Genomic DNA, 15,634 nt, shown 5'->3' with positions numbered 1-15,634 from the left:
CAAATGTACTTTTAGATATAAAAAATCTTATTCTACTCCTACAAAAAAACAAGGGATATGTTTGCAAACATATCCCTTGTTCTATACTTAAATGTTAGTGTACTCACATTTGGAGGCTATAATATCTCATTGCCTCCATCCAATTCTTACCAGCGGCGGTAAGAATGTGCTTAAATGAATTTGCAATTTTCTTTTTCATAATCTTAAAAAATTAAACCAATACCTGAAAACTAAAATTCGATACTTCACGAAAGGGAAGGAATGCTTAAAGCATTACATATCCCCAAATGTTCTTATCGGCTTCGCCGACATGCTTAAAAAAACTCTTTAACACTTTCATTTTGTTATCCTCCTAAAATCAATCTTGTTATCCTTAAAAAATCTACTAGTTTTCTATTGTTTTCATGTTTTACAACACAAAAATAGAGCCTTTGTTCAAGATAACAAGCAAAAAATGGATAGAAAACATGTTTTATAACACATTTCTTGACTTAAGTCAATTTTCAAGGAGAAAGTGAAAGGATATTGACATGCATTGTAATAAGTCCGAGACATTCTGGCAGAAAGAGGACAAACTGTCACAGATAAAAAAGGCAGGATACTTATAAAGCACCCCGCCCCTATTCATAACATAAAGTATTCTCTACTTTTCAGGAGTCTGCTCCAATGTAGCCACCAAGAAATCATAGAACTTGGAAACAGTAGGAATTAATGCACGCTCGTCCGGTGAATGCGGAGAACGCAAAGTGGGACCGAAAGAAATCATATCGAGTCCTGGACAATTGGCACCAATAATACCGCATTCCAGACCTGCATGAATAACCTTCACGGCAGGTTCCACACCAAACTGCTGCTTATAGGACAGCTTCATGGCATGCAGTATAGGAGAATCCACATTGGGCTGCCATCCGGAATAACCACCACTCAATTCCACCTTCATACCTGCCATAGCGAAACAAGCTGTCAGGCTGTCTGCCAGGAAATCCTTCATTGTATCGCAAGAACTACGCGCCAAAATACGAACTTCGGCCTTACCATCTGCAATGGTTACGATAGCCAAATTAGAGGAGGTTTCTACAGTATCGGGAACAGTAGGAATCATACGCATCACACCATTCTGGCAAGCCATCAACACGTTAATCATATTATCCTGGATTTCTGAGGGAACAACGGCAGCAGGTAGAGTCACCTCTTCTACACTCAGAGTAATACCACTTTCAATCGGAGCATATTCGTCATTCAGTTGTGCCTCGTATTCCTTCATATAATCTTCCAAACCGTCCATATCCTCAGGATTGAACACCAATACCGCATGTGCTTCGCGGGGGATAGCATTACGCATATTGCCACCTTCAAAACTTGCCAGCTGGGAGTCAAACTCAATCAGCAAATCATGTACGACGCGTGCCAGTAATTTATTGGCATTACCGCGCCCTTCATTGATTTCCAAACCGGAGTGACCACCACGCAAACCTTTCAACGTAATTTTACGAGCAACGAAATCGGCCATAGGCGTCTCCTCCTTATATTCCAAAGTAGCAGTAATATCAAGACCACCGGCACAGCCGATATAGAGTTCGCCTTCGTCCTCAGAGTCAAGGTTCAGCAGAATTTCCCCTTGCATAGTTCCGGGTTTCAAGCCGAATGCACCATACATTCCCGTTTCTTCATCCTTGGTAATCAGGGCTTCCAATGGACCATGCTTCAAGTTATTATCTTCAAGTACCGCCATAATGGCAGCCACTCCCAAACCATTATCTGCTCCCAGCGTGGTTCCTTTGGCTTTCACCCAATCACCGTCAACATAGGTTTCAATGGGATCTGTTGTAAAATCGTGGATAGTATCGTTGTTCTTCTGGGGCACCATGTCCATATGCGCCTGAAGGATGACGCCCTTGCGGTTTTCCATACCCGGAGTGGCAGGCTTACGAATAATAACATTGCCGACCTCGTCGACAAATGATTCCAACCCCAAGCCTTTTCCAAAATCAATAAGGAATTTGGTAATCTTCTCCATATGTCCTGACGGACGGGGAATCTGGGTCAGTGAATAAAAGTGCTTCCATACATTCTGTGGAGCTAACTGTAAGATTGTACTCATAATTCTAAAAAGTTAGTTTTCGCAAATATAACGGTTTATTCTCGGAAAGTACAATAAACCGGGATTTTTCTAAAGTACTAAATCATCGGCTATCTTAAATATGGCTTTTACATCATTTAGGAATTTCTCCCGCTTCCATATACAAGCAACAATATCGTTTAAAGAAACCAATCTTCCAACAACCTTTACGACTCCAGTACATATAAGGAAATGCCGAAGTTATTGCAAAGAAGTATTACAGTACTTTTAAAGGAGTACTACAGTGGTTCTCTATAAATAACTGTTTCTGTCCTCTAACATAAGAAATAACAATATAGGAACTCACCACAAGAAACGTCTATTTCTTTGTCCTATTCGCCAACACCAGGTGCAACGACCCGTAGATGCCCAGCACTATCACCAGCAACGTCTGTATGCCATGCACTATCAGCGCAAAGACACCCGCATCCGTAGCATTTACCCCATAAAGCATCATCATAATGATGACAGCAAAGTGCCAGGGACCTGCCCCGTTGGGCGTAGGAACAATGACTGCAAACGTTCCTCCGACAAACATCACCATTCCGGCAAGGAAACTAAGGTGCTCTGTAAACTGGAAGCAATAGAAAGTTATATAGAAATGATAAAAATAGCATAGCCAAATAAGTAAAGTGTAAAGAACAAACAAAGGCACATTCTTCACATTCTTAAGCGACATCACACCTTCCCATATATTCAAGACTACCCCCTTCACCTTTTCAAAAAAAGAGAGCATACGCAACAGAAAATAGAGAAGTACCAGAACACCAATAATAGAAAAAAGAGCCACATAAAACCAAGGAGAAGTCACAAGATGCATCAGTGATGGAATCTTGGTGCCCGTCTCCTCAAAAAAACGGAAAAAAACGGGCATCTGCACCAAAAAAGTAATCCCCGTAATCAGCAGAATGCAAAGCGTATCTACCAACCGCTCTGTCACCACCGTCCCCAAGGACTTCGCAAAGGAAACATTATCATATTTGGCAAGTACTCCACAACGTGAAACCTCTCCCACACGGGGCAGTACCAGATTGGTGGCATAAGATACGAAAATGGCATCGACGCAATCGCTTGTTTTGGGATGAGCATCCAGTGGCTCCAAAGTCTGCTTCCAACGCCAGCCTCGCAACACATGGCTCATCACACCGAAGAACAAGGACAACAACATCCACCACCAGTTCGTCTGATGAAGTAGAACTTCTTCTGCCTTTGAAAAGTCAAAATCACGATATACCCAATAGAGGATAAAACCACCCAATAAAATGGGTAAGATGATTTTCAACGTTTTTTTTAGCAGCTTATTCATACGATATTCCCAAATTCTTCATTCTTCATTCTTCATTCTTCATTGAAAAGAACTACCTTTGCTCCGTGTAAAGATAGGTTGTTGTTCACGCTACAGCCTACGTTTACGGAGCAAAAGTAATGATTTAGTTGATACATGAGAGTAGTTAAACCTAAAAAGTTTCTCGGGCAACACTTCCTGAAAGACCTGAAAGTGGCACAAGACATTGCCGACACGGTAGATGTCTGTCCCGAAATTCCCATCCTCGAAGTTGGTCCGGGAATGGGAGTACTGACCCAGTTTCTTCTGCCCAAAGAACGCAACGTCAAAGTAGTAGAACTGGACTACGAGTCAGTGGCCTACCTACGGGAAGCCTATCCGCAACTGGAAGACAACATCATTGAGGACGATTTCCTCAAAATGAACCTGCAACGGTTGTTTGGCGGGCAACCTTTTGTGCTGACGGGAAACTATCCTTATAATATCTCCAGCCAGATATTCTTCAAAATGCTGGAATATAAGGATCTGATTCCCTGCTGTACGGGTATGATACAAAAGGAAGTAGCCGAGCGCATAGCCGCCGGGCCGGGCAGCAAGACATACGGAATCCTAAGTGTACTGATACAAGCATGGTACAAAGTGGAGTACTTGTTTACGGTACACGAACATGTCTTCAACCCGCCCCCAAAAGTTAAAAGTGCCGTCATCCGCATGATGCGCAATGAAACGCACGATTTAGGCTGCGACGAGAAATTGTTCAAGCAAGTAGTGAAAACCACGTTCAACCAACGACGCAAGACACTGCGGAACTCCATAAAACCGATACTCGGCAAAGACTGTCCACTGACGGAGGACGTATTATTTAATAAACGCCCGGAACAACTGTCCGTAAAGGAATTTATTCAGCTGACCAACCAAGTGGAGCAGGCATTGAGAACAATTAATGATTAATGGTTAGTGATTAAACACGAATAATCATGGAAATAGACGAAGAATATATAGACAAAGTCAAAAGCCTGATAGAACAGAAAGACGCGGAAAACGTCAAGACACTTTTGACCGACCTTCATCCGGCGGATATTGCAGAACTATGCAATGACCTCGGCTTGGAGGAAGCCCGCTTCGTTTACCGCCTCCTTGACAACGAAACGGCAGCGGATGTACTGGTTGAAATGGACGAAGACATCCGGAAAGAATTCCTGGAACTTCTTCCTTCGGAGACCATTGCCAAACGTTTCGTGGATTATATGGACACGGACGATGCCGTAGACCTGATGCGCGAACTCGATGAAGACAAGCAGGAGGAAATACTTTCGCACATCGAAGATATAGAACAAGCCGGTGACATCGTTGACCTGCTGAAATATGATGAAGACACTGCCGGTGGTTTGATGGGTACGGAAATGGTGACTGTCAATGAAAACTGGAGTATGCCGGAGTGTCTGAAGGAAATGCGCCTGCAAGCTGAAAAGCTGGATGAAATTTACTACGTATACGTCATCGACGACGAAGACCGTCTGCAAGGAGTATTCCCATTAAAGAAAATGATAACTTCCCCTTCTGTCTCCAAGGTAAAGCATGTGATGCGAAAAGATCCTATCTCCGTCCATGTAGATACCCCCATTGACGAAGTGGTGCAAATCATCGAAAAGTATGACTTAGTGGCAGTTCCTGTTGTAGACAGCATCGGGCGCCTGGTAGGCCAGATTACCGTAGACGACGTCATGGACGAAGTCCGCGAACAGTCGGAACGTGATTACCAGCTGGCATCCGGTTTGTCCCAAGATGTAGAAACGGACGATAATGTTATGCGCCAAACTTCAGCCCGCCTTCCATGGCTACTCATCGGTATGCTGGGCGGTATAGGCAACTCCATGATATTGGGCAACTTCGACACGACTTTCGCCGCCCACCCGGAAATGGCCCTTTATATTCCGTTGATTGGCGGTACGGGGGGAAACGTGGGAACCCAGTCGTCTGCCATCATCGTACAAGGCCTTGCCAACAGCTCACTGGATGCCAAAGACACCTTCAAACAGGTAGCTAAGGAAGCTGTAGTGGCGGTTATCAATGCAACCATCATTTCCCTGCTAGTATACATTTATAATTTTATCCGGTTCGGAGCTACGGCTACGGTCACTTATTCCGTCTCCATCAGCCTCTTTGCAGTCGTCATGTTTGCCTCCATCTTCGGAACGCTAGTCCCCATGACTTTAGAGAAGCTGAAGGTTGACCCGGCCATTGCCACCGGCCCATTTATCTCCATCACCAATGACATTATAGGCATGATGCTGTACATGGGTATCACAGTCTTACTGTCATAAAAACAAGAAAATAGAAAAAAATCAAGGCAAATTGTATGAAGTAATCATTTTATTTCATTAATTTGTAGCCTAATGTAACCCGAACGGGAGGAACCCGTTTCTAAAAAAGTAAATACAATGACGGACACTCATGACACTAATCTCCCCGAAAAGCCGGTGGAATTAGAAGAAGAAAAGAAGACAGCAGAGGTTTCTGAACCGGCAACAACAGAAACTCCCGCTGAAGAAATCGTTTCTAAAAAGCCGGTAGAGTCAGTTCTGAAGCTCACGAAAGAGGAAATACTTGCCAAACTCAAAGAGGTGGTTGCAGACGTGGAGAACGTGGCAAAACCTGAAATAGACGGTTTGAAGCAATCTTTCTACAAGCTGCACAATGCTGAGCAGGATGCGGCGAGAAAACTGTTCATTGAAAACGGAGGCGCCGCGGAGAACTTTGTTCCACAAACAGACTGTGTGGAGGAAGAGTTCAAGAATATCATGTCCGTCATCAAAGAAAAAAGAAGTGCACTCACAGCCGAACTGGAGAAGCAAAAGGAAATGAACCTGCAGGTAAAGCTTTCCATCATCGAAGAGCTGAAGGAGCTGGTTGAATCTCCAGATGACGCCAACAAGAGCTATACGGAGTTCAAGAAACTACAGCAGCAATGGAACGAAGTTAAACTCGTTCCGCAAGCTAAGGTCAACGAGCTTTGGAAAAACTACCAATTGTATGTTGAGAAATTCTATGACCTTCTGAAACTGAACAATGAATTCCGCGAATACGATTTCAAGAAGAATTTGGAAATCAAGACACATCTCTGTGAAGCTGCCGAAAAGCTGGCGGATGAAGAGGATGTAGTTTCAGCTTTCCATCAGTTACAGAAGCTACATCAAGAATTTCGTGATACAGGGCCGGTAGCCAAGGAACTACGCGACGAAATCTGGGCACGTTTCAAAGCTGCCTCTACAACCGTAAACCGACGTCACCAGCAACATTTCGAAGCATTGAAGGAAGTGGAACAGCACAATCTTGACCAAAAGACTGTAATTTGCGAAATCATAGAAGCCATTGACTACAAAGAACTGACAAGCTTTGCTTCTTGGGAGAGCAAGACGCAAGAAGTCATCGCACTTCAAAACAAATGGAAAACCATTGGTTTCGCTCCGCAAAAAATGAACGTGAAGATTTTCGAACGTTTCCGCAAAGCGTGCGACGAGTTCTTCCGTAAAAAGGGAGAGTTCTTCAAGAGCCTGAAGGAAGGTATGAACGAAAACCTGGAAAAGAAGCGTGCCTTGTGCGAAAAAGCAGAAGCTCTGAAGGACAGTACCGACTGGAAAGCAACCGCCGATGAACTGACCAAACTTCAGAAAGAATGGAAAACCATTGGTCCGGTAGCAAAAAAATATTCGGATGCCGTATGGAAACGTTTCATCTCCACTTGTGACTACTTCTTCGAACAAAAGAACAAAGCCACTTCTTCACAGCGCAGCGTAGAGCAGGAAAATCTGGAAAAGAAAAAAGCCATCATCGAGAAACTGAATGCTATCGATGACCAAATGAATACGGAGGAAGCTACCCAACTGGTACGCGACCTCATGAAAGAGTGGAACGGCGTAGGACATGTACCTTTCAAAGAGAAAGACCGAATCTATAAGCAATACCACAGCCAGGTAGACAAATTGTTTGAACGCTTCAACATCAGCGCCTCCAACAAGAAGCTAAGCAACTTCAAGTCGACTATCAGCTCCATTCAGGAAGGTAGTCCACAAGCCCTTTACCGGGAACGTGAGAAGCTGGTACGTGCCTTCGACAATATGAAGAACGAGCTCCAGACATATGAAAACAATCTCGGCTTCCTGACCACTTCTTCCAAGAAGGGAAATAGTCTGCTGACAGAAATCAACCGCAAGGTGGAAAAGCTGAAAGCAGATATCGAACTTGTAAAAGAAAAGATAAAAGTGGTGGACGAGAATATCAAAAATCAAGGATAACGCAACAAGATAAGACTTAATAAAAAAGTAGACCCGCCCCTACAGCTATACAGCCGTGGGGGCGGGTCTACTTTTTTATTAAGTCTTATCAATGATGGAACAGACGGATACCCGTGAACGTCATGGCAATGCCATATTTATCGCAAGTTTCAATCACATGGTCATCGCGTACAGAACCACCCGCTTGGGCAATGTAATCTACTCCACTCTTATGGGCACGCTCAATATTGTCTCCAAAAGGAAAGAATGCATCCGAACCCAAAGAAACACCTTTCAATGTATCCAACCAAGCCCGTTTTTCTTCACGGGTCAGCACTTCAGGTTTCTCCGTAAAGAACTGCTGCCAAACACCGTTAACCAGCACATCGTCATGGTCTTCACTGATATAGACATCAATCGTATTATCACGGTCGGCACGGCGGATTTTCTCTACCCATGGCAAATTCAACACCCTCGGATGCTGGCGTAAATACCAAATGTCGGCCTTGTTGCCCGCCAAGCGAGTACAGTGGATACGGCTCTGCTGGCCGGCACCAATACCGATAGCCTGACCGTCCTTCACATAGCATACAGAATTCGACTGCGTATATTTCAAAGTGATAAGGGCTATCATCAAATCACGTTTCGCTGCTTCCGGGAAATTCTTATTCCGAGTAGGAATATTCGCAAAGAGTTCATCTCCATTCAGCTTTATCTCATTACGTCCCTGCTCAAACGTGATACCAAAGACATCCTTATGTTCAATCGGGGCAGGCTTATAGCCGGGACTTATCTGAATCACATTGTAAGTTCCTTTACGCTTTTCCCTCAAGATAGCCAGTGCTTCGTCCGTATACCCCGGAGCAATAACGCCATCCGAGACCTCGCGGTTAATAAAACGTGCAGTAGCCTCGTCGCACACATCACTCAAAGCGATAAAGTCACCATAAGAAGACATACGGTCGGCACCGCGGGCACGCACATATGCGCAAGCAAGCGGAGAGAGCGGAAGATTATCCACAAAATAAATCTTCTTCATTATTTCGTCGAGTTCCAAACCGATGGCGGCCCCCGCCGGACTGACGTGCTTGAATGAAGTTGCAGCAGGCATACCGGTCGCCTCTTTCAGTTCCTTTACCAACTGCCATCCATTCAAGGCATCCATAAAATTAATATACCCTGGACGTCCGTTCAGAACCTCAATAGGTAACTCCCCCTCCTGCATGAAAATGCGAGCCGGCTTCTGGTTAGGGTTACAGCCGTACTTCAGTGCTAATTCTTTTGCCATAAAATTCTGCTTTAATGTTGAAATGCTACAAATTTACAGAATATTTCCGGCTTACAGAAGCCTTGTCACTGAATTTGCCACCGAATGCCTACACTGAAATTTTCGTACATGATTGAAAAGTAACGAAAAAACCACTAAAACTTGCGATTTTAGTGGTTTTTTGACTTAAATAAGCTGTTTGATAGTTGGGCTACCTGGATTCGAACCAGGAATGACAGGACCAGAATCTGTAGTGTTACCATTACACCATAGCCCAATTATTGTTATTTCCGTTTTGCGGTTGCAAAGATACAAAGATTTCTATAAATCAAAACAAAAACGAGTATTTTTTTCGCAAAAAACTGATAAGATACCGTAATCCAAAGGATTATATAACTAAAAAAAATCAAAAATTGAAAGAGTTTTCCTCTTTTGCGTGTTTGATATGAGAAATCAACGTATATTTGTCAACAGTTTTAATATAATACTGTATAATGAACGAAACGAAAAAACTGATTCAACAGATAACAGAAGGTATTCAAGATAAAAAAGGAAAAAAAATCGTCATCGCAGATCTGACAAAAATCGACGATACAATATGCAATTATTTCGTCATCTGCCAAGGAAACTCTCCCAGCCAAGTGACAGCCATTGTAGAATCCATCAGGGACTTCACACGCAAGGGTGCCGACACCAAGCCCTTTGCCGTAGACGGGCTGCGCAATGCCGAATGGGTAGCTATGGACTACCCGGACATATTGGTGCATGTCTTCCTGCCTGAAACAAGGGAATTCTACAATCTGGAACACCTCTGGGCAGACGCCAAATTAACTCAAATTCCTGATCTCGATTAATCAAAACGTATGGACAATAATACCAACAAGAAACCCAATAAAGTGAATATGCCCAAGTTCAACCTGAACTGGCTGTATATGATTATAGCAATGATGTTGCTGGGGTTGTACCTGACTAATGAAAGTGGTACGGCAACTAAAAATATTTCTTATGATGAATTCCAGCAATATGTACGAGACGGTTATATAAGCAAAGTCATCGGCTACGACGACAATTCTGTCGAAGCATACGTCAAACCGCAACACGTAGGAAACGTATTTCGTCAGGACTCCAGTCGCGTAGGTAAGAATCCGCTTATTACGACCGAGGCCCCTTCACGCGAGAGCCTGGGCAATTTCCTGCAAAAGGAAAGAGACGACGCCCACTTTGACGGTTCTATTAACTACGAAAAAAAACGGAACTACTTCGGTGCCATTCTGTGGCAGATTCTCCCTTTTGCATTCCTTATCGGTTTCTGGATTTTCATGTCCCGCCGCATGAGCGGTGGTGGAGGCATGGGTGGAGGTGGAGGCATCTTCAGCGTAGGAAAGTCCAAGGCCCAATTGTTTGAAAAAGGTTCCCCCATCAAGATTACATTCAAAGATGTGGCAGGACTTGCCGAAGCCAAGCAAGAGGTAGAAGAAATTGTCGAGTTCTTGAAAGAGCCCCAGAAATATACCGATTTGGGAGGTAAGATACCCAAAGGCGCTTTGCTAGTAGGCCCTCCGGGAACCGGAAAGACCCTGCTTGCAAAGGCTGTGGCCGGAGAAGCCAACGTACCTTTCTTCTCTTTGGCAGGTTCCGACTTTGTGGAAATGTTTGTCGGCGTGGGAGCTTCCCGTGTCCGCGATTTGTTCCGCCAAGCAAAGGAAAAAGCGCCTTGTATCGTGTTTATCGACGAGATTGACGCTGTAGGGCGTGCCCGTGCCAAAGCAGCCGCTATGGGTGGCAACGACGAGCGCGAGAACACATTGAACCAGTTACTGACCGAGATGGACGGTTTCGGCTCCAACAGTGGTGTTATCATCTTAGCCGCCACCAACCGTGTGGACGTTTTGGATAAGGCATTGTTGCGTGCCGGACGTTTTGACCGCCAAATACATGTAGACCTACCCGACCTTAATGAGCGTAAGGAAGTATTCGGTGTACACCTGCGCCCCATCAAGATAGACAATAGTGTGGATGTAGACCTTCTGGCACGCCAGACTCCCGGATTCTCGGGGGCAGACATTGCCAATGTATGTAACGAAGCAGCTTTGATAGCCGCCCGCCACGGCAAAAAGTTTGTCGGAAAGCAAGACTTCCTGGACGCTGTAGACCGTATTGTGGGTGGGTTGGAAAAGAAAACCAAAATCACTACCGAGGCCGAACGCCGTTCCATTGCCATACACGAAGCCGGCCATGCCAGTATCTCCTGGTTACTGGAATACGCCAATCCACTGATTAAAGTAACCATTGTACCCCGTGGACGCGCTTTGGGCGCGGCTTGGTATCTGCCGGAAGAACGGCAAATCACCACCAAGGAACAGATGCTTGATGAGATGTGTGCCACCTTGGGAGGACGTGCTGCCGAAGACCTATTCTTAGGTAGAATATCCACCGGAGCCATGAATGACTTGGAACGCGTGACCAAGCAGGCGTACGGTATGATTGCCTATCTGGGTATGAGCGAAAAACTCCCCAACCTCTGTTACTATAATAATGAGGAATATTCCTTTAACCGCCCGTATAGCGAAAAGACTGCGGAACTGATTGACGAAGAAGTGAAGCAGATGGTCAACGAACAGTACGAACGTGCCAAGAAAATATTGTCCGAAAACCAAGAAGGGCACAACCGGCTGGCACAACTGCTGATTGACAAAGAAGTAATCTTTGCCGAAGACGTTGAACACATCTTTGGGAAACGTCCATGGGCTTCCCGCTCGGAGGAAATCAGTGCAAACAAGACTGCTGCCGAGCTAAAAAAAGCAGAGCAAGAAGAAGAGCAAAAAGCCATAGAAGCAGAAAAGGAAGTCAAGGAAGAAGAAGAAAAGCATGAAAAATAACTTTATCCAACGTGCCGTTACCGGCGTGTTATTCGTCATAGTATTGGTGGGCTGTATTCTTTACAGCCCCCTTTCGTTCGGTATACTGTTCACCATTATCAGCGCACTGAGCGTACATGAGTTTGCCCAATTAGTCAGCAAAAGCGGCGAAGTAAGCATTAACAAAACCATCACTGCATTGGGGGGAGCCTACCTTTTCCTTGCATTAATGAGTTTCTGTACCCAGCAGTCTGTAGGAGCACGGGTATTCCTTCCTTATTTGGGACTATTGCTCTACATGATGATTACGGAACTTTACCTCAAGAAAAAGAATCCGACGGGTAACTGGGCCTACTCCATGCTAAGCCAATTATACGTGGCACTCCCCTTTGCCCTGCTGAACGTACTTGCTTTTCAAAATTCCTCGGAAACGGGCAGTGTAACCTATAACCCTATTCTACCGCTTTCCATTTTCGTATTTATCTGGTTGAGCGATACAGGTGCCTATTGCGTAGGTTCGCTGATAGGCAAAAACCGTCTGTTCGAACGTATCTCACCTAAAAAATCTTGGGAGGGCAGCATCGGCGGCGGAATATTCTCCATCGCTTCCTCTCTTGGCTTTGCACACTTCTTTCCATTTATGTCAGAATGGCAATGGGTAGGTCTGGCAATCGTTGTCGTCATTTTCGGCACTTGGGGCGATCTGACCGAATCACTCATGAAACGCCAATTGGGCATAAAGGATTCCGGTAACATTCTGCCGGGGCATGGAGGGATGCTCGACCGTTTCGACAGTGCACTGATGGCAATTCCTGCAGCAGTTGTTTATCTATATGCCTTGACGATGTTCTAACGACGACTCACATGACCAAACTTACATAAAACAAATATAAAAAGAGCACCCGGGCAAGGTGAATGACATCAAAATCCCGGGTGCTCTTTCTAACTATATACTCTCGCAAACTCTTTCTTACTTCAACTGCATATTGGACAAATCCACATTAGTAGTCAACTTTTCATTAGTACCCACAGTTTTCAAATCAAAGGTTACTTCCACCTCTCCATTCTCCTCTGAATTGAGTTTCAACTTGATACCTTTGGTTTCAAAGGGAATGTCCAGACTGTTCAGATTATAAGAAACAGCACCGGGGCTGCGATAACCCGTCAAGTCATCATAGTCGTTATAGCGGAGTTCCAAGTGGATGGATCCGTCTTCACCATACAAAGCATCATCTTCTTGCGGACGTACCAGACTGATGCGATGTTTATTATCAGCCGAAGACGGCAGGTTCTGCATGAAAAAAATGTTCATATAGCCACCGCTAATGGTAATGTCACCTTTATATATAAGTACGGAATCATTGCCGAACTCCTCTTCTGTTTCGGGAGTCAGCGTCTCCACCTCTTTCGTCAGAACATTCTGCAAGCGTAACAATTTCACAGCATGGTCATACCCTGCATAGTCGTCCCACAAAGGATTGAACATGGTAATCACACGCTGCCCATCCACAGCATCATACCACCCAATGTCCGTATTCACCGGCCAGAGTGTCCCCCAGACATCGCAGTTTAAATAAAAGGCATTTCCCGTAACACGCACAGTAGCCCACAAAGGCGGGGTGAAATCACCCAAAGAATATCCGTCGTTATCATCACATGATTGCAAAGCGGGCATCACTGCCAAACATATTGCCATAAATAACCAATGTAGCTTTTTCATAATCAAAGTCCTTTTCATTTGTTTCTGTATAGAAAATACAAAAGCCGGGCATTTACTGCACCGGCTTTTCCCATTTTAACAAATTCTTAATTTTTCGATTATTCTTCCCTCCTTCTCAGTAATGCCACCATCTCGCGGGCAGTATGTTTGGGTGCTCCTGCCTCTCCCAGACGGGATGCCATATACTCATATCCCTCGAGCATCTGACGGCGGTATTCCTTATCGTACAAAATGCGGTTCAGCTCCGAGCGTACCTGCTCTACCGTCATGGTATCTGCAACCAGCTCTTTCACCACCTCCCGGTTGGCTATGAGATTGACCAGGGAAATGTACTTCACTTTCAGTATATGCCGTTTCAGGAAAGCGATAACCTTTCCTATCGGAGTATGGTAGCACACCGCTTGCGGCACACGGAACAGAGCTGTTTCCAGCGTTGCCGTCCCCGAAGTGACCAGTGCAGCCTCTGCCTGCCTCAACAAAGGGTATGTCTTGTTGAAGATAATCTTCACGTCCGCCCCACCCACATAACGTTTATAATACTCGGGGGAAATACCCGGAGCACCGGCCAGCACCAGTTGATAATCGGGAAAAGAAGCTGCCGCACGAAGCATGTCGGGCAGATTGTCCTTGATTTCCTGTTTGCGGCTACCAGCCAGCAGAGCAATAATGGGTTTGGTAGGAAGTCCGTTTGCCCGGACAAAGTCGTCGAATGTCTCTGAGCTGGAAGCAAGAAAAGCCGTCACTTCATCCACTGTCGGATTGCCGACATAACGTATCGGATACCCGTGCTTCCCTTCAAAAAACTCCACCTCGAACGGTAGGATGGAGAACAGCTCATCTACATCCCGTTTAATATTCTTGATGCGGTATTCCTTCCATGCCCAAATCTTGGGAGAGATATAATAAAAGACAGGAATCCTCGTGTTGGCATGGACAAACTTGGCTATATCCAGATTAAAGCCCGGATAGTCCACCAAAATCAGCACATCCGGCTGCCACGCAACAATATCCTCCTTGCAGCGCTTCATATTGGCAAAAATGGTGCGCAGATGCAGCAATACGGGAATGAACCCCATATATGCCAACTCTTTGTAATGCTTCACCATCACACCACCCACTGCAGCCATGAGATCGCCTCCGAAGAAACGGAACTCCGCTTGCGAGTCCTCCTCCTTCAATGCAGCCATCAGATGGGAAGCATGCAGGTCACCAGAAGCTTCACCGGCAATCAAGTAGTACTTCATATCAATTGATAATTGTCAATTAATTCAGAACCATGTTTTCAGTTCATCAATCAAGCCGTATGCCGTTGCATCCACCGTGGTCGGGGTGATTGCCACATAACCGTTATCAAGCGCCCAATGGTCATTCTTCTCATTTTCGGCATCGTTGTTCTCAAACTCGCCGGTCAGCCAGTAGTAATGGGCATCTCCTCTATGGGCAAAGTTTTCCCATTCATTGGTCCATTGCCCCTTGGTTTGTTCGCAAATCTTCACACCCTTCAATTCTTTGGTATCGGGGAAGTTGACATTGAGGCATGTCAACGGAGGGAGTCCTTTCTCCAATACCAGCCGGGCTATCTCGCGGATGTAAGGACCTGCAGGTTCAAAATCAGCGTTCGGCTCATGGTTGCAAAGGGAGAATCCGATGGAAGGCACTCCTTTCAGGCATCCCTCTATCACAACGCCCATCGTACCGGAATAATGCAGGTTTACGGAAGAATTGTCGCCATGATTGATGCCGCCTACCACCAAGTCGGGCTTGCGGTCGAGCACCGTATGAAAAGCCAGCTTCACACAATCGGTCGGCGTACCGGAACACTTGTATACCGTCAGCCCAACATCCTTACGAACCAGCTGGTAGTGGATAGGTTCCGTTACTGTCAGCGCACAAGCACTTCCAGAGCGGGGTGCATCCGGCGCCATTACCACAATCTCACCCAGCGGACGGAGGAATTTGATTAACTCGCTAATACCTTTCGCAATGATGCCGTCATCATTGGAAATCAATATCAAAGGTCTCTGATTTTCCATAACTTTCTTTTTTATTATCGTGCAAAAGTAGCTAAAAAGGCTTTAAACTGAATACTACAAAGATAATAATTCTTTTGT

The 15,634-nt window shown here is 45.2% G+C and carries 12 protein-coding genes and 1 tRNA gene; 6 read left to right on the top strand and 7 right to left on the bottom strand.

Features of this window, described 5'->3' with window-relative positions; genetic code table 11:
• Window positions 1–643: 643 nt before the first annotated feature.
• The gene (locus JXR92_RS07170) at window positions 644–2,101 is read right to left on the bottom strand and encodes an aminoacyl-histidine dipeptidase (protein ID WP_138345871.1); all 1,458 of its coding nucleotides are present in this window, start codon (window positions 2,099–2,101) and stop codon (window positions 644–646) included.
• Window positions 2,102–2,438: 337 nt separating this feature from the next.
• On the bottom strand, window positions 2,439–3,425 hold the full coding sequence (locus tag JXR92_RS07165) for a lysylphosphatidylglycerol synthase transmembrane domain-containing protein (RefSeq protein WP_138345869.1): 987 nt from the start codon (window positions 3,423–3,425) through the stop codon (window positions 2,439–2,441).
• 135 nt (window positions 3,426–3,560) lie between these two features.
• Between JXR92_RS07165 and rsmA the strand changes: the two genes are divergently transcribed.
• The 3 genes from rsmA to JXR92_RS07150 all read left to right on the top strand — a co-directional run bounded on the left by rsmA (window position 3,561) and on the right by JXR92_RS07150 (window position 7,699).
• Window positions 3,561–4,355, top strand: a complete 795-nt coding sequence (rsmA, locus tag JXR92_RS07160) for a 16S rRNA (adenine(1518)-N(6)/adenine(1519)-N(6))-dimethyltransferase RsmA (RefSeq protein ID WP_119961787.1) — start codon at window positions 3,561–3,563, stop codon at window positions 4,353–4,355.
• Between the two features lie 26 nt (window positions 4,356–4,381).
• The gene (gene mgtE / locus JXR92_RS07155) at window positions 4,382–5,728 is read left to right on the top strand and encodes a magnesium transporter (protein ID WP_165491386.1); all 1,347 of its coding nucleotides are present in this window, start codon (window positions 4,382–4,384) and stop codon (window positions 5,726–5,728) included.
• A 117-nt stretch (window positions 5,729–5,845) separates the two neighbouring features.
• Window positions 5,846–7,699 carry a DUF349 domain-containing protein gene (locus JXR92_RS07150; protein WP_138345867.1) on the top strand — a complete coding sequence of 618 codons (1,854 nt, stop codon included), beginning with the start codon at window positions 5,846–5,848 and terminating at the stop codon, window positions 7,697–7,699.
• Window positions 7,700–7,787: 88 nt separating this feature from the next.
• On the opposite strand, the gene JXR92_RS07145 is transcribed toward JXR92_RS07150, so the two are convergent.
• Window positions 7,788–8,966: a phosphoribosylaminoimidazolecarboxamide formyltransferase gene (locus tag JXR92_RS07145; RefSeq protein WP_138345865.1), complete on the bottom strand. Its 1,179-nt coding sequence runs from the start codon at window positions 8,964–8,966 to the stop codon at window positions 7,788–7,790.
• A gap of 185 nt (window positions 8,967–9,151) precedes the next feature.
• Window positions 9,152–9,222: transfer RNA gene (locus tag JXR92_RS07140), tRNA-Gln, on the bottom strand.
• Window positions 9,223–9,439: 217 nt separating this feature from the next.
• On the opposite strand from JXR92_RS07140, the gene rsfS reads away from it, so the two are divergent.
• From rsfS to JXR92_RS07125, 3 genes are read left to right on the top strand one after another with little or no spacing between them, the layout of a single operon-like run.
• A complete protein-coding gene (rsfS, locus tag JXR92_RS07135) occupies window positions 9,440–9,799 on the top strand; it encodes a ribosome silencing factor (protein WP_117599304.1) in 360 nt (119 codons plus the stop codon).
• A gap of 9 nt (window positions 9,800–9,808) precedes the next feature.
• Window positions 9,809–11,824, top strand: coding sequence for an ATP-dependent zinc metalloprotease FtsH (gene ftsH / locus JXR92_RS07130; RefSeq protein ID WP_016274133.1), 2,016 nt, complete (start codon window positions 9,809–9,811; stop codon window positions 11,822–11,824).
• The gene (locus tag JXR92_RS07125) at window positions 11,814–12,656 is read left to right on the top strand and encodes a phosphatidate cytidylyltransferase (protein ID WP_117599303.1); all 843 of its coding nucleotides are present in this window, start codon (window positions 11,814–11,816) and stop codon (window positions 12,654–12,656) included. The genes ftsH and JXR92_RS07125 overlap by 11 nt, the downstream gene beginning before the upstream one ends.
• Before the next feature lie 117 nt (window positions 12,657–12,773).
• Here JXR92_RS07125 and JXR92_RS07120 read toward each other — a convergent pair whose 3' ends face one another.
• The 3 genes from JXR92_RS07120 to surE all read right to left on the bottom strand — a co-directional run bounded on the left by JXR92_RS07120 (window position 12,774) and on the right by surE (window position 15,556).
• Window positions 12,774–13,523 carry a NigD1/NigD2 family lipoprotein gene (locus tag JXR92_RS07120; protein ID WP_171030449.1) on the bottom strand — a complete coding sequence of 250 codons (750 nt, stop codon included), beginning with the start codon at window positions 13,521–13,523 and terminating at the stop codon, window positions 12,774–12,776.
• Window positions 13,524–13,621: 98 nt separating this feature from the next.
• A complete protein-coding gene (lpxB, locus tag JXR92_RS07115) occupies window positions 13,622–14,767 on the bottom strand; it encodes a lipid-A-disaccharide synthase (protein WP_117599301.1) in 1,146 nt (381 codons plus the stop codon).
• Window positions 14,768–14,791: 24 nt separating this feature from the next.
• Window positions 14,792–15,556, bottom strand: coding sequence for a 5'/3'-nucleotidase SurE (gene surE, locus JXR92_RS07110; RefSeq protein WP_025836086.1), 765 nt, complete (start codon window positions 15,554–15,556; stop codon window positions 14,792–14,794).
• Window positions 15,557–15,634: the final 78 nt, after the last annotated feature.

The organism is Bacteroides parvus (assembly GCF_017309675.2).
Taxonomy (GTDB): Bacteria; Bacteroidota; Bacteroidia; order Bacteroidales; family Bacteroidaceae; genus Bacteroides; species Bacteroides uniformis.
Note: the sequence above shows the minus strand (reverse complement) of the source record. Positions and strands in the feature narration are given on the sequence as shown.

Excerpts from the sequence above, each read along its gene's own strand:
- JXR92_RS07170 (WP_138345871.1), bottom strand. The coding sequence starts at position 2,101 with ATGAGTACAATCTTACAGTTAGCTCCACAGAATGTATGGAAGCACTTT.
- JXR92_RS07165 (WP_138345869.1), bottom strand. The coding sequence starts at position 3,425 with ATGAATAAGCTGCTAAAAAAAACGTTGAAAATCATCTTACCCATTTTA.
- rsmA (WP_119961787.1), top strand. The coding sequence starts at position 3,561 with ATGAGAGTAGTTAAACCTAAAAAGTTTCTCGGGCAACACTTCCTGAAA.
- mgtE (WP_165491386.1), top strand. The coding sequence starts at position 4,382 with ATGGAAATAGACGAAGAATATATAGACAAAGTCAAAAGCCTGATAGAA.
- JXR92_RS07150 (WP_138345867.1), top strand. The coding sequence starts at position 5,846 with ATGACGGACACTCATGACACTAATCTCCCCGAAAAGCCGGTGGAATTA.
- JXR92_RS07145 (WP_138345865.1), bottom strand. The coding sequence starts at position 8,966 with ATGGCAAAAGAATTAGCACTGAAGTACGGCTGTAACCCTAACCAGAAG.
- rsfS (WP_117599304.1), top strand. The coding sequence starts at position 9,440 with ATGAACGAAACGAAAAAACTGATTCAACAGATAACAGAAGGTATTCAA.
- ftsH (WP_016274133.1), top strand. The coding sequence starts at position 9,809 with ATGGACAATAATACCAACAAGAAACCCAATAAAGTGAATATGCCCAAG.
- JXR92_RS07125 (WP_117599303.1), top strand. The coding sequence starts at position 11,814 with ATGAAAAATAACTTTATCCAACGTGCCGTTACCGGCGTGTTATTCGTC.
- JXR92_RS07120 (WP_171030449.1), bottom strand. The coding sequence starts at position 13,523 with ATGAAAAAGCTACATTGGTTATTTATGGCAATATGTTTGGCAGTGATG.
- lpxB (WP_117599301.1), bottom strand. The coding sequence starts at position 14,767 with ATGAAGTACTACTTGATTGCCGGTGAAGCTTCTGGTGACCTGCATGCT.
- surE (WP_025836086.1), bottom strand. The coding sequence starts at position 15,556 with ATGGAAAATCAGAGACCTTTGATATTGATTTCCAATGATGACGGCATC.